Below are 26,344 nucleotides of genomic sequence, written 5' to 3'. Positions count from 1 at the left end.
TAATCCATTGCCCCCTTTGAAGGCTTACGCTACGATGAGGGGGCATGAAAATCCCATTTAATATTCCGCCGAAAAGCTCCAATGAAGAGAAATACATTTCTCAAGCCATCGCCAACAAAAAACTCAGCGGCGAAGGGTCTTTCAACAAAAAATGCGTTGAATGGTTTAATAAAAGTCTTCCGACACTGATGACAGTCATCACCCCTTCTTGCACATCGGCCCTAGAAATGGCCATGGTGCTTGCCGAAATCGGTCCCGGTGACGAAGTTATTCTTCCCTCTTTCACATTCACGTCGACTGCCAACGTCGTTGCTCTTTATGGAGCCATCCCCGTTTTTGTGGATATCGACCCGCGCACATTGAATATCGATCCCCAGGCGATTGCTAAGGCTGTCACTCCTCGCACAAAAGTGATTATGCCTGTTCACTATGCGGGTATCGGTTGCGAGATGGATAAAATCATGGAGATCGCACAAAAGCATAACATCTGGGTTGTCGAAGATGCGGCTCAAGGGATTTTTGCCTCTTATAAAGGCAAGGCTTTGGGAACTTGGGGCCACATGGCGGCGTTCAGTTTTCATGAAACTAAAAACATCGTCTGCGGCGAAGGCGGAGCACTCACCATCAACGATCCTCGTTTGGTGGCTCGCGCTGAAATCGTGCGCGACAAAGGAACCAACCGTCAGCAATTCCTGAATGGTCAGGTTGATAAATACACTTGGCAGGATAAAGGCTCGTCCTACCTTCTATCAGAACTGGCTGCGGCCTTCCTTTTATCACAGCTTGAAGAAGGCGAACAAATCACCGCCAAACGCCAAGCCGCTTGGAAGAAATACTATGACGGCCTGGCGGATCTTGAAGCTGCGGGACATTTAAAACGTATGCACGTACCAGCGGAAGCCAAGGGCAACGCGCATATTTTCTATATTGTTTTGAATTCTGTGACCGAAAAAGCTTCCTTGTGGTCCTACCTTAAAGAAGCCGGCATTCAGTCAACCACCCACTATGTCCCGCTTCATTCTGCTCCGGCAGGAATCAAGTATGGCCGCGTTTCAGGTTCAATGAGTGTCACCGATGATCTGGCGAACCGTATGTTACGTCTGCCGATGTTTGCCGATCTCAGTTCTGAGGATGTCACTTTGGTGCTTGAAAAGATTCACGCCTTTTTTAAAGCGAAATAGGTTCGCATGAAGAAGATCAAAGTTCTTCACTGCATACAGTCTCTTTCCTGGGGTGGGCTTGAAATCTACACGGTGGAGTTGATTCAAAAGCTGGCGGAAGCTGGCGTTGAGCAACAGGTTCTTTGCTCGGCTCATTCTCGCGTGGCGGAAGAGCTTAAAAAGACTTCCATTAAAGTCGTCCTTTTTCCTGAAAAGAAGATATCAAAACTGCAGGAAGCGCGACGCATTCGTAAGCTGGTGGACCAAGAACACTTCACTCACCTACATTCGCACACGCGACTCGACATGTGGGCCTGCGCTTTGGCACGATGGAATTCCTCTTCCCCCCGCCATATCTACAATCTTTACATGAATGCCCTTCCCAAAAGGGATCTGGTTCATCGCTGGCTTTTTTCCAAAGTTGATGCCCTTTGTTCTTCTTCAGAGTGGGTTCTGCGTGAAGCCCGAAAGAACTTTCCTATTGCCCCAGAAAAACTTCATCTGATGCGCTATGGAAGAAAAACAGAAGAGTACACGTCCTCCGAAGAACGAAGAAAGACCTTAAGAGCGTCCCTGGGTTTTAAAGACGATGAAATTGTCTTTGGAACTCTTTGCCGTATTGATCCCGGCAAGGGTGTAAAGGAATTGGTTCAGGCGTTGGATCATCTTTCCGATGAGGAAGTCGCAAAGATTCACATGGTGATTGTCGGTGATCCGACGATTTTGAGTCGTAATCAAGATGGCTCTTTGGTTTATGAAGAAAGCTCTTTGACTCTTTTAAAGTGGATTGAAGAAAAACAAAAAGAGCCGCGCTTGCAAGGGCATCTTCATAGGATCCCTTTCCAAAAGGACTATATTCCGTACGTCGACGCTCTGGATGTTTTCATTCTTGCCTCGTATAACGAAACTTATTCTTTGAGCGTCCTGGATGCGATGTTGATGGAAAAGCCTGTGATTGGAACTGATGCCGGCGGAACCACCGAGCAGATTGGCGCGAACATCCGAGGACACCTAGTAAAACCGCAAGATCCTGCAAGCCTTGCCGACGCTTTACGTTTTTATGTGCAACACCCAGAACGCACCCAAGAACAAGGGCAAGTCGCCCGTTCCTGGGCCTTGCAAGAGCATACTTGGCCGAACACGCTTAAAAAAACGCTCAGCCTTTATCAATCTCTTCTTTAAGACATAATAAGATGTTTGTAGCGTTCCTGATTTTGGATGACGTATTCAGGACCGCGCTGGGAAATATCCACCTTCTTGAAGGTATAGGGGCGATCAAAAACATCTCTCCCGGTCTCTAGCTGAGTTTTGATCCACTCCACGGTGAGCATCTCATCGCGCATGTATTCGGTGTGGGCATAGGCCTTCATCTTTTTTAAGATCATCTCCGCCCCTCCCATAAAAGAGAAGTGCCATCCCCCGTCCATCACTCGCACATGCAGATCATCCCTGCGACTGCGATAGGTGCGCATATCATTCGGTGATTTTTTAAAATACTTATACGCCGCCATAACGGTGCCATGCCACGGCTTATAATCATTGTAAAACTCATTAGGCTCAGAGTGATCGACCACCAGATAATTCAGATAGTAGTAATACATCTCTTGATAGAAGGTCTTAATCCCTGGAGTCTGCGCATATTTTTTCACCAACTCAGGGCGCGGAATTTCGTCGACATCTGAGAACAGAATTACGTCCTCGTCAGCGCAGTTCACCAGTCCTCGTTTTAAGGCGTTTCGCTGAAAATCCTCTAAATCCCAATTTTTTGTAGGACGCAGTTTCTTCCAATTAAAGCGAGGGAAATCATTCACCACGACGTGAATGATTTTGTCGTTAAACTTTTTAAAGCGTTCTTTATTTTCCTGATAGAAAAGTTTTTTGGGAACTTTAGAAAAAGTCTGCGTGGCTTCAACCAAGACAAAGCGATCCACCACCGCATCCAAAGTATTCAGGCGAATTTCCAAAAGATCCAATTCGTCATAAAAAACGAAACAATCATAAATCATGGGGTCAGATTATCCCCGAGGCCCCAGCAAGACAATGGAAATTCTTCTGAAATAGTCCCTACGGTACTCCCAAAAATCTTAAGGACTGAACGAGGGCGACAACGAGCACGTAAGCCCCAAGGTTAAAGACCACCAGCTGAGTCATGGCGAACTTCCATGAACCTGACTCGCGGATTTGCACCCCGACGGTCGACATACACTGAAGCGCGATCAGGAAGAAAATCATCAAGCCTATCACAGAGCTCACCGTGAAGATTCGCTGCCCGCTTGAGTTAACCGCTGTTCCCATCTGAGTCAAAAGGGCCTCTTGTTGAGTGTCTTCATTCGTATCTGTGATATTGAAGGTCACCGCCAAAGAGGAAACAAAAACCTCTCGAGCCGCAAACGCCGAAATCAGTCCCACACCCACACGCCAGTCAACACCCATCGGCGCTACCACAGGTTCAATGACTTTACCGAGTTGCCCAACGTAACTTTCTTCCAATTTCACATGGGCATTTTCCGTTTGATAGTTCGGAAAGGTCGTCCCCACCCAAATGACCACCGCAAAGGCAAAGATCACCGGTCCCGCTCGCTTCACATAAGACAAAGTACGAGTCCACGACTGACGAAGCAGAACTCGCATCTTGGGACGACGGTAAATTGGAAGCTCCATCATAAATAGAGAAGGCTCAGAACGAGGGATAAAACGACTGACAACACCTGCCGCAAAGGCCCCGACGAGAATAGATCCAATATAAAGAGCTGCCAATGCCGCCCCGGCTTTCCAAGCCGACTCCCCATGGAATAAAAAGGCAATAAAAAGCGCATACACAGGAAGGCGCGCAGAGCAACTCATCAAAGGAATCACGAACGACGTGATCATACGATCTTTGGTAGAAGGAATATTTCTTGTGGCAATGATCGCTGGCACGGCACAGGCAAAACCAGACAACAAAGGCACGAAGGAGCGACCACTCATTCCTAAGGCGGAAAAAGGACGATCAATCAATGTCGCCGCGCGAGCCAAATAACCCGTGCTTTCAAGAAGCCCGATCCCCAAGAAAAGAATAAAAATCTGAGGAATAAAGACCATGAACGCCGCAAAGCTGGTCACAACCCCATTTGCCAAGAAATCCGTCCATAAAGAGCCGGGAGCTAATGCCACCACCCACTCATTCATCGACGTGAAGGCACCATCAATGTAGTCCATAAAAGGTGTGGCCAACCAATAAACGGAAGCAAACAAGCTACTCATGATCAAAACGAAAAAGAAGAAACCAAAAATCGGATGAAGAAGAACGCGATCCAACTTTTCAGTGGTTTCGACAATTTTATTTAATCGCTCTTGCGCATGATCGGTCTTATGACTAAGAGCTTCGCGCGCAATGCGCTCACACTCTTTGATCTTTTGTTCTTGAAGATCAAAACCCCACGGCACCGGGCGTGAGGGTTTTTGCGTGCTCGAAAGTTTTTTAGCCTCCGTCACGATTTCTTTGAGTCCCCCCGCAAGCAATCCTTCAAACTGCAAGACAGGACAACCCAAGGTTTTTTGCAGATACTCCATGTCGATCTCAATACCTTCACGGCGCAGAAGATCGGCCATCGTAATTACCACGAGCATCGGAAAGCCCGTTTCCTTCAACTGCATCACCAATTGAAGATGGCGGGAGATCTGAGTTCCATCGACGACCAAAATAATACCGTCGATTTTATCAACTTTGGGATTTTCGTAGATCGCACGAAGAGTCACCCACTCATCCGCACTTTTAGGATGAAGACTGTAAGTTCCTGGGGTGTCCATGACCAGCATGTCGGACTCTCCCAAGTGAGGAGCCAGCTTTCCTAAAGAAAACTCCACCGTCGCACCGGGATAGTTTACGGTCTTAAAACGAGATCCGGTAAGCCAGTTATAAAGCGTGGTTTTACCTGAATTCGGCGCCCCCACAAGAGCAATCGACTTGGTCTGCAGAGCTAGTTCTGTTTCACTCGGGCGCATGCCGCTTCCTCATTTCGCAATGCTAGAAAACTCGTATTAAAGCGGATCAAAAGGGGCCCCCCAAACGGAGCACGTCCCAAAATTGTGAGCGTCATCCCCACACGAAGCCCCATTTCATGGAGACGTTCGCGAAAGACGTTTTCGCCCGCAAATCCTGTAATCTCTACGGAGTGGCCCGGCTTTAAAGTTGTATCGAGTAAAGTCATGAGTTCCCTCTGATCGGTCTTCTCTTAGTTAAAGGCATGCCCCCACAAATGGAAGTTCTTTAAGCCCCCGACCTACAATTGCAAGCATACTGAGAATCGATATCACCATATACCACCTAAACCCCTGGTTTTTAAAGTTTTTTCATCTTTATTATAAGCCCACCGGGGGTACAAACTAAGGTCTGGTTTTTAGGACTAAGGGTTAAGTTCCCCGACCCAAGACCGATCTGAAGTCTATATGGATTTTAGTATTAAGACCACTCTCGGAATTAGCAGCTTAGTCCTTTGTACGCACTTTGCGGCCAACGCTTCAGATGTCGTCTATGCCCCGGCTTTCTGCGCCCCGGAGCACCTTGTGGTTTCGATTGCCAACAAAACTTCAGAGCCTCAAAGGGTGTGGACTCAAGTTCGTTTTGAAGAAGAAATTCAAGAAATGCATCACGACTTGGAGCCAAAATCCAAAATCTCACTTCGCGGCTCCGAATTCCTTGCCACAAAAATGGGCTTCTCTTTGAAGTCTTGGAATAAGAACACGTTGCAAATCACGGCCTCTTGCGAAGACTCGCCAAGTATTCCTTTAAGTGATTTGACGTCATCACAAGTCAGCCATTGGCTGCCGTCCTCGGTCAAATCCGTGAAGATTCATTTGCTCAATCTTTTCTTAAAATCCAACCAGATCAAACTCAAAGCGTTTAGCAGAGCTGGTGCTTTGGTTGAAGAAAAGGAACTCAATCTCGAGAAGTATTATGATACGTCGTCTATGAAGTGGACTTTTCCGTCTAAGATTGCGCGTATCGAAGTCGAAGGACAAGAGCGCCTGAATTCAATTCTTCTTTATGATTTGAATGGAGAAGAAAAGATCAGCCCGGCAATGGCTTTAAAACCCGTCCAACTTTCAGCAGATACCAAGAAAACATATTTCTTAGTTTCAACCAAAGAGTCCCGCCCTGAAGAAGCTTTTGTGATTGCCTTAGAAGATGCACAGATGATCGCAACCGCTCGCGAACAAATTCGCAATCCTCAACTGGAAAAAATTGTGGTTGCAGGCATTGAACTGGGTCACGGCGGATTTAATCGCGCCTTTTTAGCCCGCGATAAATCGCCCTATTCTTGGTCTGTGAACCGTGTCGATGCCTTTGCTGATTTTGCCCATATTGACTGCGATGGCAGTCCTGATTTAACCGAAGAGCGCCTTCTGCAAAAAATCAACGAGGGGGGCCGGATCTGTTTTTGGCGCTACCGAGTTGTGAAGGAACTCTCTACTCAAGAAGTCGCCTCCGGCAAACTGAAACCTTAACGAGGGGTCACCGTCGACGCCCCTTGCCCGCGGGTCTCCTCGACATACACTTTTACTTTTTGCACTCCGTACTGTTTGAATTCCGCATAGAAGTCTTCCGCCAATAAACGCGAAAGCTGCTCAACGCTGGTGTTGGTCACGGGAAGCAAGATCACTTCGTTCAAGGGAAAAACATAAAAGCGATCCCGGAAAGTCACTTCCAAAGATTTCGCCGTCTTTTTAAATTTCATATCTGGATGTTTTTCCGGCAAGAGCACAATCTCATCCCACTGATCCAGACGAGCTTTGATAAACTTCTTAAAAACATTAAAATCAAGAAAGTAACCATCCTGGTGAAGCTCTTCCTCACTGGGCGCTTTGATATCCACACGCACCTGATAGTTATGCCCATGAAGACGTTCCGCATGCTTTTCATCAAAAATAAGAAAATGAGCCGCCGAAAACTTAAAGTTCTGCTTAGCCAAATGCAATATCGTCATCCGTCCTCCCGAAGGTACGCCGTACCTTTTTGAAACGCGCCGCTTCTTAAAGCCTGCCTTGATGGGTTCTTTCCTAGAGGTTATATCTGTAGCATGAAATTCGAACTGAAGCAGCATTTTCAAATTGAATCCGCCCGTTTCCTCCCCCACTTGCCAGCGTCGCACCCTTGCTCACGTATGCATGGGCACAGTTTTAAACTGATTTTGACTTTGGTGGGAGAGTTGGACCCGAAGATTGGCTGGGTCATCGACTACAACGAGATTCAAGCGAAGATGAGGCCGCTTTTAGAAAAGATCGATCATCGCGTGTTGAATGAAGTGGAGGGACTTGAGAACCCCACCTCTGAACTTTTAGCAAAGTGGATTTTTGATCGCGCCCGCAAGGATTTGCCGACGCTGGTGAAGGTGACCGTGGCGGAAACTCCGCTCACGGAGTGTTCGCATCCGGTGGGTTAGAAGCCGTAGTAGATGATAACTCGGCCCGGATTTCCAGACGCCCTCACCGCTCCTCCGACGCCAGCCGTACTGCGATCGGCATCTGCCGAATTTCCCGGCGTTGTTCCGGATCCAGCTTGAGTGGAGGCATTGGCTAAAGACCCCACGTAAGAGGAACCTCCACCACCAGAACCGTAAGCGCTGCCGCCACCACCACCATAGTAGCCGCCACCACCTCCTCCGCCTCCGACAACGGACACTTCGGTAGTGCCGCCACCATTTCCACCCAATCCCAAGGATCCAATCGTTCCATTATAGCCAGCACTACATCCTGAACAAATACCGGCTACCCCTCCACTAGAAGAGGTTCCTCCGCTGGCCGGTGAACCCGCAAAGCCCATACCGGTTCCATCAAATATTCCGGTCACGCCGTTCGTTCCTCCTCCTGCTCCACCAAAACAGGTAGCATAAAAACAAGAGGCTGCTCCACCACCCCCGGCGGCTACCAAGATTCGATTTGCATTCGTATCGCCTCCATAGCGAACATCTGAGGCTCCGCCTCCAGGACCACCACACTCAGGGCCTGCTCCCATCCCCATGTCGAGGCTCACGCCTGATTTTCCACCGCCATTAAATCCACCAGAAGTAGCGCAGAAAACTCCAGCTCCGCCAACACGAACATTCAACTGTTCTCCTGGAGACAAAGAGAACTCCCCTGTTGCGTATCCCCCGCCGCCACCGACGGCTTGTACTGAAGAACTCCGAGAACCCGCGCCACCAGCGCCCCAGGCTTTAATTGTAACTTTCGTACATCCCGTTGGCTGCGTGAATGCCTGCATGGCTCCCGTATAAGTAAATACTTGAGATCCCGTAACACAGCTGATAATCGTCACAGCGGAGTCACTGACATTACCTAAGGCATCCGTCACTCTCACAGACGCACTTCCGGTGACCGCTGGGGCAGTGTAAAGCCCCGCACCATCAATACTTCCAGAACCACTCACCACAGAATAAGTATATGGAGTCACACCACCAGAGGCGCTAAAAGATTTTGTCGTATTAATATTCACCGACGCCGACGCGGGAGAGATCGCAAGAGCCGCATTCACCGTCACGGTCACGGTCGTTGAATTCGACAAACTGTCGGTCACTCTTAAAATACCCGTTCCGCTGGCGCCAGGGGTGTAAACTCCGGAACTGGAATTCATAGAACCGGGACCGGAATCCTTTGAGTATGTATACGGAGGAACTCCTCCTGACGCTGTGACCGTCGCGGTGTTGTTCGCCGCGATCACCGTTCGATTCGCACTCAAAGAAAGAGCGGCATTGATGGTCACTGTGGAAGAACTCGTATTTCCCATAGAATCTGTGACCGTCACTGTCGCCACACCGCTGGAAGAAGGCGCCGTATAACTTCCCGTCGAAGCGTTGATCGATCCATTGTTGACAGAGTAGGTATAAGGAGAAACTCCATTTGCAGCAGAGAATACAAACACATTATTGGCAGCCAAGGTTTTACTAGACGGCGTGATCTGCAAAGCAGGATTGATTGTCACCGTCGAAGAACTGATATTTCCAAGCGAGTCGGTGACTGTCACAGTCGCTGAGCCACTGGACGCCGGCGCCGTATAGGCGCCTGTACTAGAATCAATACTTCCCGTGTTTGTTGAATATGTGTATGGGGAAACTCCCCCTGATGCTGTGAAAGTAAAACTATTTCCAACAGCCAGAGTTTTTGAAGCAGGACTGATTTGCAGTGCTGCGTTTACTGAAACATTCACCGTGGCTGTATTTCCCAAAGCATCAGTGACCTTCAAAACTCCCGCACCACTAGCCGAGGGAGTGTAAACTCCGGTGCTTGAATTCACCGAACCCGGTCCCGAAACGAGAGAATACACATAGGGCGAAACCCCACCCGATCCTGTGACCGTCGCCGTGTTATTCGCTGCGATCGTTGTTAAACTAGCACTCAATGTCACCGCCGGATTGATCGTGACAGTGGCCTGACTGGTATTTCCCAGAGAGTCTTCCACGGTCACTGTCGCCGCACCACTAGAAGAAGGTGCCGTGTAAGAACCAGAGGATGAGTTTATAGTTCCATTATTTGTTGAGTACGAATAAGGTCCTACCCCGCCCGATGCGGTGAACGAAGTTACGTTATTCACTGCCAAGGTTTTTGTCGTAGGAGAAATCGCCAGCGCCCCATTAATAGTTACCGTCGATGAACTCGTGTTTCCTAAAGAATCCGTCACCGTCACAGTATCAGATCCACTGGCTGATGGCGCCGTGTAGGCACCCGTCGCGGAATCAATAACTCCACTGAGTGCGGAATACGTATAACTTCCCACTCCACCCGTTGCAGAGAAAATAAATCCATTATTCACAGCAAGAGTTTTCGTTGCAGGATTGATTTGCAAAGACTGATTCACGGTAATATTCGCTTCACTGGTATTACCGACATTGTCAGTAACCCGCAAAACGATCACTCCTTGCGCACTCGCTGTCACCGTCGCCGTTGTGGCTGTCGAAGACGAAATCACACCCGGACCACTGACAATACTGAACACATAGGGCTCTGGCCCCCCGCTAGCAGTGAAAGTAGCCTGATTGCCAGGGGCTAAAGTTGCAGAACCAGGACTGAGATTAACCCCTTGGTTGACAGTGATACTCGCGCTGGCGGTATTTCCAAGAGCATCCGCCACCACCACCGTTGCGGAACCTGCCGTCGCAGGAGCTTGATACAAGCCATCACTGAGGCCCACCGTTCCCACGCCCGTCAACACAACGTAGGTATAGGGAGGAACTCCGTCCTGTCCCACAAATGATTGTGTGGTCATTGTCCAAAGGGTTTTTGCTGTCGGAGAAATCTTTAATGCCGGATTAATAGTGATGGTATTGATCAGAATATGCCCAACCGCATCTGTCACTTTAACAATCGCGGATCCGACATAACCGTTCGGAGTATAAAGCCCCGTCGACGAATCAATCGTTCCGCCACCGGCAACAAGTGAATAAGTAAGAGGAGCAACGCCACCAGAGGCCTCAAAATCAAAAACATTGTTTTCGGCAATTGTTGGCGCATTCAGAGCGAAAGATAAAGAAGGCTGCACTACCACTTCAAAGACAATCGAATTCCCAGAACTATCTTTGATTTCAATCTGAGTCACACCCGGTGTCGTCGGAGCCGTAAAGACACCTGTCTCTGGATCAATGGTTCCGCCACCAGAAACAATGGTAAAGACATAACCCCCAGAACCTCCGACAGGGTTTAGTTGCTGGGTGTCTCCAATAATAAGTTCATTTTGTGCCCCGTCCCCGACCTTTAAAGCATTTTTTGTTTGTAAACTGTTAAGATCGAGCGAAAAGTTTCCACACCCTGTAAAGAGAAATGAACTCAAAACGAGAATGAATATAGCACTTGTACGTTCCACCATGCCTATATTTATCGGTACTTAACAGGACGCACTTTATTTATTTGTGAGAAAATCACGACATAGTGTGGGTGGATTTCGAATTAGAAGAAGCCGCCACATCTCAAAATGATTCAAATCAGTCGACTTCGGGGTCAATACAACAGCTGCTGAAGAACTCGAGGGAAATCCCTCGGACGCCGTAAATGCGGCTCCAAGACTGTCGTATGATTTCCCGGCAATCGAGGAAAATAAAACTTAAGATCTTCACGAACCTTTGCCAAGGAGAGTTCTGAGACACTGAGAAGTCCACGCAAGTGCATCTCAAATTGCGGGTACCGCGAAGACCGTCTCAACGCCTGCCAAAAATGAAGCTCCGTCAAAGACCCCCTAACGGGTTCCCCCTTTTCTATGTACTCAAGAATCTTTTGTGGAAGCTCTTTTAGTGGTTCTTCACTGTAGTCCCAAGCTTGCGCCCCCTTCTCCGCAAAAAACAATGTCATCGAAAATTGTTCTGGCCATTGGCTGCCTTGCGTTTCATTAAGAAACTGAGAGCAGGCTCTCATATCCACAACGGCCGCCGGTAAAAAGAACTCAACCACACGATCCCACGAGGATCCTTTTTTCCGGCAAGACTTTTCATACCCTCCGTGCCAGGGGGTATACACCGCGATCAAATGGATACGCGGAAGAACAGAGGAACTCGTATCCTTTGCAAGAATATCTAATGCCGCCCGAGCCACAACCCCTCCCATACTATGAGCAATAAGAGTTATTTGAGAGTCGTTTAACTTTCGCAGCTCCTCAGCGAGATCTTGCGCCGATAGACGCAAGCTCCTATGCATATCATCATAGGCAAAATAAAATAATGAGTATTGAGTAAGTTCCGAAGTCGAAAACAAAAGTGAAGAAAAATTATGTATCGACCCCGACATGCCGTGAACTAAAACCACCGCCCCCTCTTTCGAGGGAATAGAGTTTTCAAAAATCTCAAAAGAAACAAGGCGTCCTTCAAAAAGCGAACCCCACAGCTCTCTTTCCTCTGTCTTTAAAAGATTATGCAACGTCTCGCCTTTGACGACAGGGCTCTGAGTAAGAAAACCCAAGAGGACGAATAAGAAGAGATTTGGGATTGGCCGCTTCATCCCCGTAAAGTTCCAAAAGAAACTCTAAGGGGCCAGTTACCAATCTCTCATTACACTCTCTTCACTGAATATGATTCTATTTTACAAGCGAGCTATTCACACGAACCACAGGTCCCAAATCTAAATTCTCAGCAAACTTCTGACGGAAACTCGGGGGATATAGCATCACCACTGTGGATCCCATGCGGAACATCCCAAGCTCAGCCCCTTTATGGGTCTGGATTGTCGGCTCATACTCTTTATGTTTAAAAATATGGGGCCCTTTTTGATTGCCTTGGATCGTCTCATCAAAACTCAGACAGATATGTCCCACATTGGTCGCCCCGACAAACACGACGCCCACCGGGCCTAAATCCGTTTCAATCTCAACAAGAACTCGCTCGTTCACGGAAAACAAGTTCGGTACGTTGTGAGTACTCCACTCGTTCACGGGCCAAAGTTGCCCTGGCATATAGCGCACGTTGGTGATCTCCCCGTCCACAGGAGAGTGCACACGGTGATAATCTGTCGGGCAAAGATAATAGGTCAGGAAAAATCCCCCCGCCCACTTTTTGGTACAATCAGGATCTTGAGTGAACTCATCCAGGCGGTAATTAAGGCCCTTGGCTTGAATCAAAGTCCCATCGTCAATAGGATACGCCTGCGTGATACGACTGTCTGCGGGATGAACCGCCCAAGAATCTCCGACAGGACGACGTCCCACCTTTAAACGACGGACAAAGAACTCGCCAATCGATGGGTACTCTGAATAAGGCTTTTCAGCCTCTTCCAAATTGATGTTATAAAACCAGGCAAAAGCGCGAATAGAGGCTTTGGCCCACCAGGACGGCCCCCGCCAGTGAACAATATGCCCCACGAGGCGACTCAAACGTCTTTTTGGAAGAATTCTAGTAATTGCTGACATAGAAATCTTTATACCGACCCTCCCGGACTTTGTCACGCAGCTTAGAATCAGGTATTGTGACGCTATTGGCGTATAACAAATGCCCTGAGGTAAGACATAATGGCAAAGATCGTTCAGAATCTCGAAGTTCCTATTGATCAAGACTTAGAAGAAAAGTTGCAGTGGATGATGCCCGAACATGGGCCCTATCGAATCCTTCGTCAAAGCGTTGATGCCCGTCGCGCCCACTCGCCCCATTTCGTTTACACGGTCGAAGTCGGAGAACAAGGTGAAACACTTGAGATCCCCCAATTTAACTTAGAAAAAATCCAAACGCCTAAAGAAAAACCCCTTATCATTGGCACAGGTCCCGCGGGTCTTTTTGCAGCCCTTCGCTTTGTTGAGCGTGGCGTCCCCTGTGTTCTTTTTGAACGTGGCTCTGAAAGTGGCGAACGCATCAAAGGTATCAATCAATACTGGCGTTATGGAAAGCTGGATCCACGCAATAACGTGTGCTTCGGCGAAGGCGGCGCGGGACTTTATTCTGACGGAAAGCTGATCACGCGCATCAAATCCGAACACATTCCCTATGTGATGAACCGCCTGGTGAAATTCGGAGCGCCTGAAGAAATTCAATGGCTCTCAAATCCCCACGTAGGATCAGATCGCATTCGTCGAGTCATTCCTCAGCTTCGTGAATTTTTAAAACAAAACGGCTGTGAGATTCATTTTAACACTCAAGTGACTGAGATTCTTTTTGAGGGAAAACAAACCGTCGGAGTCCGCACGGAGCATGGCAAAGAGTTTAAATCGCCCCATGTTGTCCTGGCCACTGGCCACTCGGCCGAGGATATGATCAATCATCTTCGCGAGGTCGGGGTTCATCTTGACGGAAAATCTTTCGCCATGGGGCTTCGTGTGGAGCACTCTCAATCTTCGATCAATAAGATTCAGTATCGACAGTTCTCCGAACATCCCAAATTAGGCGCTGCAAACTACAAACTGGCCCACCATAACAACAAGTCCGGCATCGGAGTTTATTCTTTCTGTATGTGTCCTGGTGGATATGTTCTTTCTGCGGGCACTGAAGCGGATGGGATCGTTTGCAACGGGATGAGTAACTACAAACGAAATTCCCCTTTTGCCAACGCCGCCATCGTCGTCAGCATTGATCACGATAAACACTTTGGAAAAGACGTCTTCGGTGGAATGAAGATGCGTCGTGAGTTAGAGACCAAAGCCTACAAATCTGTTTTAGCAGCGGGCGGCAGTCGTGAACTTCCCGCGCAAAATCTTTTAGACTTTCTTCAGGGACCCAACTCTAAAACAGGCCCCCGAGCCTTGCGTGCGGGATCATCACCCTCAGGCGCCATCTCAGTTCGCCTGGACGAATTACTGCCTCCCTCCATGCGCGATCGCTTGCGTGAAGGCTTCGACAACTTTCAACGCAACATGAAGGGCTTTATCACCGAAGATGCTCAAGTCTATGGTGTGGAATCACGCACCAGTTGTCCCGTGCGTATCACTCGCGATAACGATTCGCTTGAGAGCATTTCTCACGCGGGTCTTTATCCCGCAGGCGAAGGCGCCGGCTATGCCGGAGGAATCACCTCAGCAGCCTGCGACGGAATCCGCATCGCAGAGAAAATCATCGAAAATTTAAAGTAAAATCTCTAACCCGAGGTCCCGTCAGTGACCTCGGTCTGGGATGGATTTCATTTTGGCATTGCACCATTTAAGATTAGGACTACTCCTCACGGCCCTTCTGTTTAAAAATAATCGTTGTTTACACAACAGGGGTTTCACTGAAGCCGAGGGAGTCTTATGAAGAAAATCGTATTGGGTGCCATTCTTTTAGGTCTTTCACAGACCGTCTTTGCAACGGAGATCTTGCCAACTCAAGTTCCCGTCCCCAAAGACAATCCGCTAACAGAAGAAAAAATAGAATTGGGAAAGCAGTTGTACTTTGATCCCCGCCTTTCCAGCAGCGGAACCATTTCCTGCAACAGTTGCCATAACGTTATGGCCGGTGGAGAAGACAATCGCAATGTTTCTGTAGGCATTGAAGGAAAAACGGGCGGACGTTCTGCTCCCACCGTATGGAACTCTGCTTTTTATTCTGTGCAGTTCTGGGACGGACGCGCCCCCACGCTTGAAGAACAAGCGAAAGGACCTATCACGAACCCGGTTGAAATGGGTATGCCTTCCCACAAGGTCGCTGTTGAGCGCATCAAAAGTTTAAAAGGCTACGAAGTTCAATTCAAAAAAGTTTTCGGCGGAAGCAATCCTGTAACTATCGATAACATTGCTAAGGCCATCGCCTCTTACGAAAGAACTTTAGTGACTCCAGATGCTCCGTTTGATCTTTATTTAAAAGGCGACAAAAAAGCGATGAGCGAAGAACAAATCAAAGGTTTTGAGCTTTTCAAGACTGTCGGTTGCACATCTTGCCATACCGGTCCTATTTTTGCGGGTCCCGCTCTTCCCGTGGGAACAGGTTTTTACATGAAGTTCCCGACCTTCCCCGGAACAGAGTTCGACAAAAAGTATGAGTTCTCAAAAGATCTTGGCCGCTATGATCAAACTAAAAATGAGGCCGAGAAAAACATGTGGAGAGTACCAACTCTTCGCAATATTGCATTGACGGCTCCGTACTTCCACAATGGTGCTGTTAAAACTTTGGATGAGGCTGTAAAAGTCATGGCTAAGACTCAGCTCAACAAAGATCTTAGCAAAGACGAAGTTAAAAAGATTGCGGCCTTTTTGCACAGCTTGACTGGCAAATTCCCTGAGCAAAAAATGCCTCGTCTCCCTATGAACTAGTTCAACACACCTCAGCACCAGTTTCAGACATCTGAAACTGGTGTCCTTTTCTCACCGACATTTTTTGGCGCGAGCCTTGCAAAATATTCCTTCGATTCATAATCAGGAGGAATACATGTTCGCAAAACCACTTTTCGGAGTCATTTTGACTCTCTTGTTGGGAGCAAGCTCCTTCGCTGCCCCGCAAGAAAGAACTCAAGAGACACTTACACGTTCTGCACAAACCGGAAACAGCGTTCGCACAGAACTATCGCAAAACGTCTATCGACAAGAACCTTACCAAGCGGAATACACGGTTCAAGTTCCTTACGAAGCTCAAGAAACTTACTACGAGAGCGTCCCTTATCAAGTCGAAGAAACCTATTATGAGGATGTCCCCTACACCGAACGAGTTCCTTACACAGACTATGAACCATACTACGACAATGAATACATTTGCAGCAATGTCACTCGCTACCGTCAGGAATGTCACGACGAACGAGTTTGTACTCCCGGGGGACGTCGCTGCGAAGACGTCACGGAGTGTGGCACAAACAGCCGAGGCGAACGCATCTGCAAAACACGCACAGTCTGTCGTGATGACGGCCCTCGTGAGTGCCGCAACATTCCTCGTTGCCAACAAGTTCCCTATACTGAGAGAGAATGCGGATGGCAGACGGTTCGTAAGACCCGCCCCGTAACGCGATATCGCGATGAGGTTCGCTACCGCAAAGAACTTCGCACACGTACAGTGACGAAATACCGACAAGAAGAAAGAACCCGCACTGTCACGAAGTACCGTGAAGAAACACGTTGTTGCGTTGCAAAATACCGTGACGTCTTCGACCATCAGTTCACTCAACCCGTAACTGTCATCTTCCCGACTGACGCTTCTCTCATCGCCAACGAGCAAGAACGTATTCTCGTGGTACTTAAGGGCGACGAAACCACCCCTCAAGTGACGGCTCAGGTTCAGTCCGACATCTTTAGTTATGAGATTGAGCAAACTCGCCAAGAGGGTCGTGATAAAGTCCTTGTTCTCAAGGTCGTTCCGAAATGGACCACCGTTAACGCAGGTCCGACAACTATTCAGGGATTAAAACTCAGCTTTACCAAAAACCAAGGACGAATCACCTTCAAAGAGACCATTTCCTCAAAAAGACTGACGTCCCTATACACTTTGGAAGTTCGCGATGCTCAAGGACAAAATGTTCTTTTCGAACAAAGCTTTGAGGGCACCGAAGCGAAAATCTTCGATATCGAAACGCCGGGACTTGTTCGAGACGGGAAATACACCCTTCGGTTGCGAGTCGAAAGACAGGGTATGAACGTCTCACAAGGCACGCTGAGTTTTGAACAGACCGTGTCTTATGAAAAGAAAGAACTGGATACAGACGAAATTCAAAATCTTCGCAGCGAGAACCAAGTTCGTTTAGTGAACATCGAGGGGACTGGCGTGGACAGAGTGGTCACCATTCAAGACCTTACCCCGGCAGTTGAAGAGGTGAAGACAACTTATAAATTGGTCGTTTGGAAAAAGCTTTCCAACGGCAAGATTGAGTGGCTCAACGAAAAGACTTTCTCAAGAGAGGAAATTCAACGCGCCGATGGTCTTTTGGGAATCGCTTTTAAGAGTCTTGGTCTGAATCCTTCCTCGGATCAAAAACTATATATGGATTTGGTCGTTCGCAGAGAAAGCCCTCAGTACCTAGGCACACAAAAGGTTCAATTTATCGTGAGCAAGACGTTTTAAAAAGACAAAAAGGCCGGAGAAGACTCCGGCCTTAGCTATAACTTCATTTAAAGAAGTTGAATCAATTGATCCTCTGTTACGATAGGCTGCTGTCCATCAATGACTGGAACATAGTCCCATCCATCATCAGTTGGATTATTTTCATCCGGAGTCGTCACCAACTCCTCACCTTCGATCACGTCACCGCCACCCGAAGAAGAATCATCACTATCAGAATCTGAATCTTCTGAATCATCAGGAACAGGAATCTTCATTGCCGATTTCAACTTAAGTACCGGTTTTAACAAACATCCACCGTTTCCTTGCACTACAACCGACTTCAAAGCATCGAAATCAACGACGATATTATATTGGTGCCCAGCTTCGAACTGAATCTTATTGGTAAGAATGATCTTCACGCCTGTTTTTTGAGCACTGGGCGTTTTCAACTCACAAACGCTGTCGTTCGTTTTCACAGCAAAGTGCCCTTCTTCTTTCAAAATTAGACGGATTTGCTGAATCTGCAGACCCGCCGGAGCGACAATGTCTTGCAGCGGAAGCGTCACCCCGTTTTGCAGTTGCAAAAGATCCACTGCGCCAAGGCCTTTAGCTAAAATTAGTCGCCCCGCTTTCCCCACTCCGGCAACAAGCACTTCCATATGATCAATATCCACAACGACGGATTTCAACTCTTTATTGGGGGCATCTGTCAGCGCGAAGCTGACTTTAGACTGTGTAGTAGGACTATAACTTTGCGAGCTTGAGGCCTGATCCAAACTACTCATACTGCTAGTTGAAACCGGACTGCTGCAAGCACTGATAATTCCGACACTCACGAACAAAACAAATCTTTTCGTAAATTTTTGCATCCTACCCTCCTGGCAGATTACTTACCCAAAGCATACGCCTAAACGTTCGAAACAAAAAATTGCTCTCTGGCTGGGACGATCATTTCAAGATTAATGAAAAAAACTTCGACACTTTAAATTAGAATAGAAACACATTAGAGGCCGATTTACAAAAAATAGACAGAAAGAAACGGATTAATCGTCAGAAAAAAGAATATAAAAAAGAGAGATCCAGAAAGCTGTATTTACTGTCGATTGAACGACACGATACTCCACATCAGATCGCAACATATCTTTAATGTACCGATCCCCGGAAAGCATCTGTTCATAGGTCAGTCCTTCCCTAAGTCCCTTCTCAACGTGATCACGGAACTTATGGATTTTTGTCAAATTAATCTCGGTCATATAGATTCCGCTGGGGTCCAGCACATTTAAAGTCAGCTGCAAAGAGGACATCAGGCTGACATGGACGTATTCCGCGTTCTTGCGATACCACTTTCTTAACTGAGTAAATTGGGCTTCATTCACCCTCGGTTTTTGTCCATGATTCACAAAAAGGTCATTGACCAGATTCATGAAAATAAACTGCTGAGAGTACTGCTTCAGCAGAACCTCATAGCGATCACTATTTCGCGCCAGTTCAATCACCCTTAAAAGAGTCAACGGCTTTTCCATCGTCCCATTTGTCAGTGTATTGACAAGCTCCACGATATCCTTGGAATCATGAGTCTTGGCATTGGCATAAGTCTTGAGCTCTTTTAAAATCTTCTTCTGCGTCAGAACGGGCAACTGATGAAATTGAAACTGAAAGAGTTCATAGTGATGATCCAAAAGAGCCACATAGTGCTCTGTCTTCGAAGCCGGCACATCTTGGCGGTTCTCCCGAAGAAGCTTCAAATAGCTTTCATACTCCCGAACATCGAGCTCTTTAACTATTTTTGGTTTTTTTATTCCGTAGAAGGCGTTAAAGATCTTATCCGTCACAGAGAAGCTGTTTCCAAATGACGAGTCGACAAAAACACTCTCACAACGAACAAGCTGCGCTGACGCCAAAGAGGCCGTCATCGCAAAAAATAAAAATAATGTCGTCGCCATCACTGTTTTCATCAACTGAACACCTTAATATCACTAAGAAATCGATCTCCAATAGTCATAAATAGATCAAAGCTTATGCCAAAGGGGAGTTCTCATTTTGAGACCTGACCCCGCTCTACTGCAAATAGTCCCCACGTGGCACCCCCCTGAGGTCTTCCAACTGATTTGCCCACACGCCCAGAGTGTTTAAGGTTTCTCGCAGAGCTCGCAATTGTCACCCCTGGGCGCACATCTGCACTCGGGTCACACCATTCCTTGAACGACGAAAAACAAAGGCCGATCTCATCGATCGGCCTTTAGGTATTTAAAGATTTCTTCGGTACTGTCCGCCCACTTCATAGAGGGCTTGAGTCATTTGATACAAACTGCAATATCTAGCCGCAGTCATGAGCGCCGCAAAGATATTGCCGCCATTCAACACGGTCTCTTTCAATTTTTGAAGTTCCCGCTCTCCTTCAGTCTTATGAACATTCTGGAACTGATGAACATTATCAAGCTGTGCATTCTTTTCCTCGTAGGAAGCTCGTGCCAGCTCAATCTTCGGTGGGACGTAATCCGCTGCCATCGTCTTGGGATCAATAAAGGTATTCACACCAATGATCGGCAAAGTCCCGTCGTGTTTCAGTCGTTCATAATACAAAGACTCTTCTTGGATCTTCGAACGCTGGTATTGAGTCTCCATTGCACCCAAAACCCCGCCCCGCTCGTTGATCTTTTTAAACTCTGCCAAAACAGCTTCTTCCACGAGATCCGTCAGCTCTTCAATGAAGTAAGCCCCTTGAGTGGGATTTTCATTCTTGGTCATCCCAAACTCGCGGTTGATAATCAACTGGATTGCCATTGCACGGCGCACAGATTCCTCGGTTGGAGTCGTGATCGCTTCATCATAAGCATTGGTATGCAAACTATTGCAATTATCATAAAGCGCAATCAACGCCTGCAAGGTGGTGCGAATATCATTAAAATCAATTTCTTGGGCATGCAAAGAACGACCCGAAGTTTGGATATGGTACTTTAACTTCTGAGAGCGATCGTTCCCTTTATAAAGGTCTCGCATTGCCACCGCCCAAATACGGCGAGCCACTCTTCCCAAAACAGAATACTCTGGATCCAAACCATTACTAAAGAAGAACGACAGGTTGGGTGCAAAGTCGTCAATCTTCAAACCACGCGCCAGGTAGTATTCCACAAATGTGAAACCGTTCGACAACGTGAACGCCAATTGCGAAATCGGGTTCGCACCCGCCTCCGCAATATGATATCCAGAAATACTGACAGAATAGAAGTTTCTGATTTTATTTCTAACAAAATACTCTTGAATATCGCCCATCATCTTCAATGCAAAGTTGATAGAGAAAATACACGTATTCTGCCCCTGATCTTCTTTTAAGATATCCGCCTGGACCGTGCCGCGCACCTGCTGAAGAGTCCAATGAGCGACATCTGTCCACTCTTCGGGGGTGAGTTTGCGGCCCAACTGGCTTTCTTTCTTTTCAACCTGCAAATCAATCGCGGTATTGAAATAGAATGCCAGGATCATCGGCGCTGGCCCATTGATCGTCATACTGACGGATGTATTTGGATTCACCAAATCAAAGCCCGCATAGAGCTTCTTCATATCATTGAGTGTACAGATACTAACGCCCGACTCGCCAACTTTTCCGAAAATATCGGGACGCTGATCGGGATCTTGTCCGTATAAAGTCACCGAATCAAAAGCCGTGGATAAACGGTGAGCCGTTTCCCCTTTAGTCAGATAATGGAAACGACGGTTGGTTCTTTCTGGAGTTCCTTCCCCGGCAAACATCCGCTTAGGATCTTCGTCGGCGCGCTTTAATTGAAAAACGCCTGCCGTGTAGGGAAACTCTCCAGGGACATTTTCCAGTTTCAAATATTTAAAGCGATCACCCCAGTCCTTAAACTTAGGCACGACCACGCGACGAATCTTCGTTCCTGACAAGGACTCACGAACCAAGGGTTGGCAAATCTCTTTATCACGAACTTTGAAAACCAATTCGTCTTTGGAATAAAGATCAATTAATTGCTCAAAATTCTTAAGCTGCTCAAGTTCCTCTTGCGTGAACTCAGAGCTGAGCTCCGTCTCAACCTTTTTAACAGTTTCAGGATTGGTCCCCAACAAAGGAGCGACCTTTTTTAAGCCCCCCAACTGCGAGGCTTTTTCTGCCAAGTCTTCCGTGCGTTTTTTATATTTATGAATGGTGCTGACGATTTCAGCCAAATAGTTCTGACGATCTGCCGGGATGATCGCATGTTCTTCCGCGGAAAGGATGTTGGCCTTGTACTTTGCTTCAACAGTCCAAGCGCCGCTTTGGCGAGACTCTAAAAGGTCGGCCAGTTTAAAGAACAGCTTATTTACGCCCCCATCATTAAACTGCGAGGCTTGCGTGAGGAAAACTGGCACTTCCACTTTTTCATCGAAGATCTTACGCGATCGTTTGTATTGTTTCGTCACATCACGAAGAGCATCCAAAGCCCCCCGACGATCGGCCTTATTCACGGCGATAAGGTCGGCAAAATCGATCATGTCGATTTTTTCCAACTGCGATTGTGCTCCAAAATCCGATGTCATCACGTACATCGAAAGATCACTGACCTCGGTAATGGCCATATTTCCTTGACCAATCCCCGAAGTTTCCGCGATCACAAAATCAAAGTCCAACTGACGAATGAATTTTAAAATTTCTGGCAAAGACGAGGCAATTTCCCGTCCCGATCCGCGCGAAGCGACGGAACGCATATAGATGCGATTGCGCGACAAAGAGTTCATACGAATACGATCCCCTAAAAGAGAACCGCCTGTTTTACGCTTGGAAGGATCCACGCAGACCACGGCAATCTTTTTTGTCGGATATGCATTGAGGAATCGTTGCGCCAACTCATCAATCAAAGAAGACTTCCCCGCGCCGCCCGTTCCGGTGATTCCTAGAACCAGGGGCTCTTTGGATTTCGCTTTGAAAGACTCCAGTCCAAAATGGGACAACGAAACATCTTTATTGCCATTTTCAATGGCGGTCAAAGCGACACCCAACTCAACAGAAGGAATCGTGTCACCAGGGAATATGTTTTTCTTGGTTTTAAACTCTTTTTGTTTTTCAAGAATATCAAAATCACAACCGCGAACGACCATTTCGATCATTCCCTCAAGACCCATCTTGCGCCCGTCTTCTGGATGGAAGATCTGAGCAATACCATAAGCCTCAAGCTCTTGCTTTTCTTCGTGGACGATCACGCCCCCGCCACCACCAAAAATCCGCACGTACCCAGCCCCGGCTTCATCCAGAAGATCCTTCATGTATTTGAAGTACTCCATATGGCCGCCCTGATAGGAACTGATGCAAACGCCTTGCGCACCCTCTTGAAGGACCGCCTTCACAACATCACTCACTGAACGATTGTGTCCAAGATGAATAACCTCCGCCCCCAGATCCTGAAGGATTCGGCGCATGATATTGATACTTGCATCATGCCCATCAAAAAGAGCTGCGGCGGTTACGATACGAACTGGATTTTTAAGTGTATATGCCATAATGCTTTGGACTATTGCCCTTTAAATTGTGCTTTACGTTTTTCAATGAAGGCTTGTGTGCCCTCTTTCACATCTTCAGAAGTAAAAAGTTCTGCAAAAATCTTTGCTTCGTTTCTTTGCGCTTCTTCGACATCCATATCCCAAGCTTGGTTGATCGATAGTTTTGCTGAGCCCACTGCAATAGGAGCTTTGCTGAGAATACTTTCAACCGTTTTCATCACGCCCGCCATCAACTCGGCCTGAGGGAATACTTTATTCACAAGTCCCATGGTGTGCGCTTCTTGAGCTGTCACCATATTTCCCGTGTAAGTCAGTTCGCGAGCACGACGTTGTCCGATGGCGCGAGCCATTCTGACTGTTCCACCAAAACCTGGAATCAAGCCCAGACTGACCTCAGGCAAACCAAATTTGGCATTTTCAGAGGCGTAAATAAAATCGCAACCCAACGCCAACTCACAGCCTCCGCCTAAAGCAAACCCATTCACGGCCGCAATCACGGGGATTTTCAAAAGAGTGAGTTCATGAAAAATACTTTGTCCCCGCTGAGCAAACGACTTTGCTTTTTCCTCATCAAGTTCGTGAATTTCTTTAATATCCGCCCCTGCAACAAAGGCTTTTTCGCCAGCTCCCGTAATGATCAAGGCGCGAGCGTCTTCATAAGACATTTCGCCAATTTGACGAAGAGCCTCGCCCATTTCGTTAAGCACTGTAGAGTTCAAGGCATTCAAGGCTTCGGGGCGACTGACCGTCAACACCCATACGCCTTGGGGCTTTTGTTCCAACACAATTGTTTTGTAAGTAAAACTAGCCATAAAACTCATCCTTATTTCGCCGCGTAGTTATAAAAACCACGACCTGATTTACGTCCCAACCAACCCGCTTCAACATATTTCACAAGAAGAGGACAAGGGCGATATTTAGAGTCACCCAAGCCATCATGAAGGACATTCATGATCGCAAGACAAGTGTCCAAACCGATAAAATCCGCCAACGTCAAAGGTCCCATCGGCTGATTGGTTCCCAATTTCATAGCATTGTCGATAGACTCTACAGACGCGATTCCCTCATGAAGCGTATAAACCGCCTCGTTGATCATCGGCATAAGAATACGATTGACGATAAAACCCGGCATATCCTTCACGGACTCCACAAAAACTTTGTCCATTTTTTCTGCCAATGCCTTCACTGTCGCGAAAGTTTCGTCAGAAGTTTGTAGACCGCGGATACCTTCGACCAACTTCATCAAAGGCACGGGATTCATAAAGTGCATTCCCGCCACTTGCGCAGGACGTTTCGTCACTCCCGCAATTTTTGTGATAGAGATGGAAGAGGTATTAGACACCAACAAGGCTTCTGGTTTCACCGCTGCATCAAGGTCTTTAAAGATCTTCAACTTCAAATCAATATTTTCTGTCGCTGCTTCAATCACGATATCGCAGTCTTTCAACGCGGCTGTTTCTTGCGCCGTTTTGATTCGTCCCAACAAAGCTGCTTTGTCCGCTTCCGTCATCGCGCCTTTTTTAATGATGCGATCACAACTTCCAGAAATCGTCGCAATGCCTTTTTCAAGAGCGGCACCGCTGACATCCAACATGATCACGTTAAAGCCAAAGCTTGCCGCCACCTGTGCAATGCCGTTCCCCATTTGCCCTGCGCCCACAACACCAATCGATTTGATATTCATATCCACCACTCCGCGTTATAATACTGTTAAAAAGTCGACCTGTTACCAGTACTTTACTTTAGCCTAGAGGTCAAAAGTTCTGGCCTTGAGAGCACCGGGCCTAAGGCCCAAAATGGACAGATGCGGTCCATTTTTTCACTCGTAATACCCGTTCTTTTTGTCATGCCTAATTCTTGGGCTGCTTTAGCCACCGACGCGGGGTCAGCGGCATCCTTCTTTCGTAGTAAAACCAGTCTTTTTCCTTCTGGCCAGGCGAGTCGAAACACTTTGGAAGAACGCCTTCTGCGAACTGAAAATGAAATTGCCTACCGCACCTCGTGGGATAAAAAAGAGTATCTTCTGCAAGGCCATGAAATCTTGCGCGACATCCAAGTCGCTCGATACGTGGAAAATAAGACCACGACACCCCTTCTCAGTCTCAACCGCAGCGACTCAAGCCCCGTAAAAACTTTGACCGCAAAGACTCAACTCGAAATTTTGGCGGTAGAGGACTTCTGGGCCCGAGTGAAAGAAAAATCCAGTACGACACAAGGGTGGATCCCTCTTCATCAGCTGCAAGCCCTTCACGATGATCTTGGAGTTTACTGCAATATCGTGGATACGAATCTTCGCAAAGAACCCCACCTTAGCGCCCCCGCTTTAACAACCCTCCCGCGCCTGACGCGAGTCACTCCTTTAGAGATCACGAAGAGCTTTATAAAAATCCAATATCAGGGACGAGTGGGATACGCTGACATCACGCACTTTGTTTCCAGAGCGGACTTTGCCAATCTGGCTTATCATCCCAAAAAGAACTGGATGACAGTGCTGTATCGAAACAACAATGTACTGATCTCTCAAAAAGGCGAAACGGTTCCTCTGAATGAAGTCTTAGGTTACGTGGCCAACACTCATCGGGGGATTGTTGTCAAATCTGACTCTTCCTTTGCTCCCCCACTTCGTGCTCGTGTTGAGATTTTAAAGCTTGAAGCAAACACCTGGGGTGTCAGCAAGATCGACGGCCATGGTGAAGTGTGGTGGAAAAAGAAAAATCTTCTTTTTGAAAACGAACCCGTCGCAGAAAATACCATCTCCACAGACGCTCTGATGAAAAGAGAAATCTACTCGATTGCCTTTGAAAATAAAAATTCTATTCGCGGTATCGTCTCTAGCGAAGGCGTCTTTCGCACCGAAGACGGCCTGACTTGGACCGAAATTCCTCTGTTTGAAAAACAAAATCTTCCTGTCAGCATTCATCCGAATGGAACTTGGTTTGTCGGTTCCTACAAAAGCACGAACCAGGGAAAGAGTTTTGAGCCCTTCATTCGTTGGGATAATATCGCTCAGGCCATTGAAGCCGCTTATCATCGCAATCCCAAGATTCTGCGCTTAACTCAAATCGAGGCTCTTCCCAATCAGCAAGTGCAGATCCTGGTTGATACCGGCAGCCACAAAGTAAAACTAAAAAGTTCTATTGGCGATATTCGCTGGGATGTGATTAAGAATTAAAGCTGATCCACCAAAAAAGCGGAGCAACCCATCTGCTGATCCCTGAAATCCCCCCTCCATGGTTGATCTCCGTCCGTGGCGATTTTTAAGGGCTTAATGAACTATATCTTTGATCTTCTTGAGAATCTCAAGGATCAGTAAAACTAGAC

At 47.4% G+C, this 26,344-nt stretch carries 20 protein-coding genes; 8 read left to right on the top strand and 12 right to left on the bottom strand.

Translation table 11 applies throughout. From position 1 onward, the window contains the following. Positions 1-44 precede the first annotated feature (44 nt). Positions 45-1,181: a dTDP-4-amino-4,6-dideoxygalactose transaminase gene (gene rffA, locus ACM64D_RS01250; protein ID WP_415061364.1), complete on the top strand. Its 1,137-nt coding sequence runs from the start codon at positions 45-47 to the stop codon at positions 1,179-1,181. Between the two features lie 6 nt (positions 1,182-1,187). Next, positions 1,188-2,342 (top strand): glycosyltransferase family 4 protein, encoded by a 1,155-nt coding sequence (locus ACM64D_RS01245; protein WP_415061363.1) that lies wholly within the window; start codon positions 1,188-1,190, stop codon positions 2,340-2,342. Here ACM64D_RS01245 and ACM64D_RS01240 read toward each other — a convergent pair. From ACM64D_RS01240 to ACM64D_RS01230, 3 genes are read right to left on the bottom strand one after another with little or no spacing between them, the layout of a single operon-like run. Beyond that, positions 2,339-3,166: an N-acetylglucosaminyltransferase gene (locus tag ACM64D_RS01240; protein ID WP_415061362.1), complete on the bottom strand. Its 828-nt coding sequence runs from the start codon at positions 3,164-3,166 to the stop codon at positions 2,339-2,341. The genes ACM64D_RS01245 and ACM64D_RS01240 overlap by 4 nt on opposite strands. 58 nt (positions 3,167-3,224) lie before the next feature. Beyond that, the gene (gene feoB, locus ACM64D_RS01235; RefSeq protein WP_415061361.1) at positions 3,225-5,144 is read right to left on the bottom strand and encodes a ferrous iron transporter B; all 1,920 of its coding nucleotides are present in this window, start codon (positions 5,142-5,144) and stop codon (positions 3,225-3,227) included. Then, positions 5,120-5,350 carry a FeoA family protein gene (locus tag ACM64D_RS01230; protein ID WP_415061360.1) on the bottom strand — a complete coding sequence of 77 codons (231 nt, stop codon included), beginning with the start codon at positions 5,348-5,350 and terminating at the stop codon, positions 5,120-5,122. Before ACM64D_RS01230 ends, feoB begins: the two co-directional genes overlap by 25 nt. 238 nt (positions 5,351-5,588) lie before the next feature. Here ACM64D_RS01230 and ACM64D_RS01225 point away from each other — a divergent pair, with 238 nt between their 5' ends. Then, complete coding sequence (locus ACM64D_RS01225) at positions 5,589-6,647, top strand: hypothetical protein (RefSeq protein WP_415061359.1); 1,059 nt, start codon at positions 5,589-5,591, stop codon at positions 6,645-6,647. Here the strand turns inward: ACM64D_RS01225 and ACM64D_RS01220 are convergent. Further along, a complete protein-coding gene (locus tag ACM64D_RS01220; protein WP_415061358.1) occupies positions 6,644-7,126 on the bottom strand; it encodes a 6-pyruvoyl trahydropterin synthase family protein in 483 nt (160 codons plus the stop codon). The genes ACM64D_RS01225 and ACM64D_RS01220 overlap by 4 nt on opposite strands. Before the next feature lie 93 nt (positions 7,127-7,219). Between ACM64D_RS01220 and queD the strand changes: the two genes are divergently transcribed. Further along, positions 7,220-7,582 (top strand): 6-carboxytetrahydropterin synthase QueD, encoded by a 363-nt coding sequence (queD, locus tag ACM64D_RS01215; RefSeq protein ID WP_415061357.1) that lies wholly within the window; start codon positions 7,220-7,222, stop codon positions 7,580-7,582. Here the strand turns inward: queD and ACM64D_RS01210 are convergent. From ACM64D_RS01210 to asd, 3 genes are all read right to left on the bottom strand, one after another. Beyond that, a complete protein-coding gene (locus tag ACM64D_RS01210; RefSeq protein WP_415061356.1) occupies positions 7,579-10,995 on the bottom strand; it encodes a beta strand repeat-containing protein in 3,417 nt (1,138 codons plus the stop codon). The genes queD and ACM64D_RS01210 overlap by 4 nt on opposite strands. 131 nt (positions 10,996-11,126) lie before the next feature. Further along, entirely contained in the window at positions 11,127-12,116 is a 990-nt protein-coding gene (locus ACM64D_RS01205; RefSeq protein ID WP_415061355.1) for an esterase/lipase family protein, read from the bottom strand. Between the two features lie 76 nt (positions 12,117-12,192). Beyond that, entirely contained in the window at positions 12,193-13,020 is an 828-nt protein-coding gene (gene asd / locus ACM64D_RS01200) for an archaetidylserine decarboxylase (protein ID WP_415061354.1), read from the bottom strand. 99 nt (positions 13,021-13,119) lie between these two features. On the opposite strand from asd, the gene ACM64D_RS01195 reads away from it, so the two are divergent. The 3 genes from ACM64D_RS01195 (at position 13,120) to ACM64D_RS01185 (ending at position 17,554) form a co-directional block, all read left to right on the top strand. Further along, positions 13,120-14,667 carry an NAD(P)/FAD-dependent oxidoreductase gene (locus ACM64D_RS01195; protein ID WP_415061353.1) on the top strand — a complete coding sequence of 516 codons (1,548 nt, stop codon included), beginning with the start codon at positions 13,120-13,122 and terminating at the stop codon, positions 14,665-14,667. Positions 14,668-14,823: 156 nt separating this feature from the next. After that, the gene (locus ACM64D_RS01190; protein WP_415061352.1) at positions 14,824-15,822 is read left to right on the top strand and encodes a cytochrome-c peroxidase; all 999 of its coding nucleotides are present in this window, start codon (positions 14,824-14,826) and stop codon (positions 15,820-15,822) included. 115 nt (positions 15,823-15,937) lie between these two features. Beyond that, complete coding sequence (locus ACM64D_RS01185) at positions 15,938-17,554, top strand: hypothetical protein (protein WP_415061351.1); 1,617 nt, start codon at positions 15,938-15,940, stop codon at positions 17,552-17,554. Positions 17,555-17,601: 47 nt separating this feature from the next. Here the strand turns inward: ACM64D_RS01185 and ACM64D_RS01180 are convergent, their stop codons facing one another. From ACM64D_RS01180 to ACM64D_RS01160, 5 genes are all read right to left on the bottom strand, one after another. Then, complete coding sequence (locus tag ACM64D_RS01180) at positions 17,602-18,402, bottom strand: DUF4382 domain-containing protein (protein ID WP_415061350.1); 801 nt, start codon at positions 18,400-18,402, stop codon at positions 17,602-17,604. Between the two features lie 174 nt (positions 18,403-18,576). Then, on the bottom strand, positions 18,577-19,488 hold the full coding sequence (locus ACM64D_RS01175; RefSeq protein WP_415061349.1) for a hypothetical protein: 912 nt from the start codon (positions 19,486-19,488) through the stop codon (positions 18,577-18,579). 292 nt (positions 19,489-19,780) lie between these two features. Continuing rightward, a complete protein-coding gene (gene icmF / locus ACM64D_RS01170; RefSeq protein WP_415061348.1) occupies positions 19,781-23,023 on the bottom strand; it encodes a fused isobutyryl-CoA mutase/GTPase IcmF in 3,243 nt (1,080 codons plus the stop codon). Between the two features lie 11 nt (positions 23,024-23,034). Then, positions 23,035-23,835, bottom strand: coding sequence for an enoyl-CoA hydratase/isomerase family protein (locus ACM64D_RS01165; protein ID WP_415061347.1), 801 nt, complete (start codon positions 23,833-23,835; stop codon positions 23,035-23,037). An 11-nt stretch (positions 23,836-23,846) separates the two neighbouring features. Further along, entirely contained in the window at positions 23,847-24,707 is an 861-nt protein-coding gene (locus ACM64D_RS01160; RefSeq protein ID WP_415061346.1) for a 3-hydroxybutyryl-CoA dehydrogenase, read from the bottom strand. Positions 24,708-24,869: 162 nt separating this feature from the next. Between ACM64D_RS01160 and ACM64D_RS01155 the strand changes: the two genes are divergently transcribed. Continuing rightward, positions 24,870-26,195 (top strand): SH3 domain-containing protein, encoded by a 1,326-nt coding sequence (locus ACM64D_RS01155; RefSeq protein WP_415061345.1) that lies wholly within the window; start codon positions 24,870-24,872, stop codon positions 26,193-26,195. Positions 26,196-26,344: the final 149 nt, after the last annotated feature.

The organism is Bdellovibrio sp., from assembly GCF_047637665.1.
Classification (GTDB): domain Bacteria; phylum Bdellovibrionota; class Bdellovibrionia; order Bdellovibrionales; family Bdellovibrionaceae; genus Bdellovibrio.
Note: the sequence above shows the minus strand (reverse complement) of the source record. Positions and strands in the feature narration are given on the sequence as shown.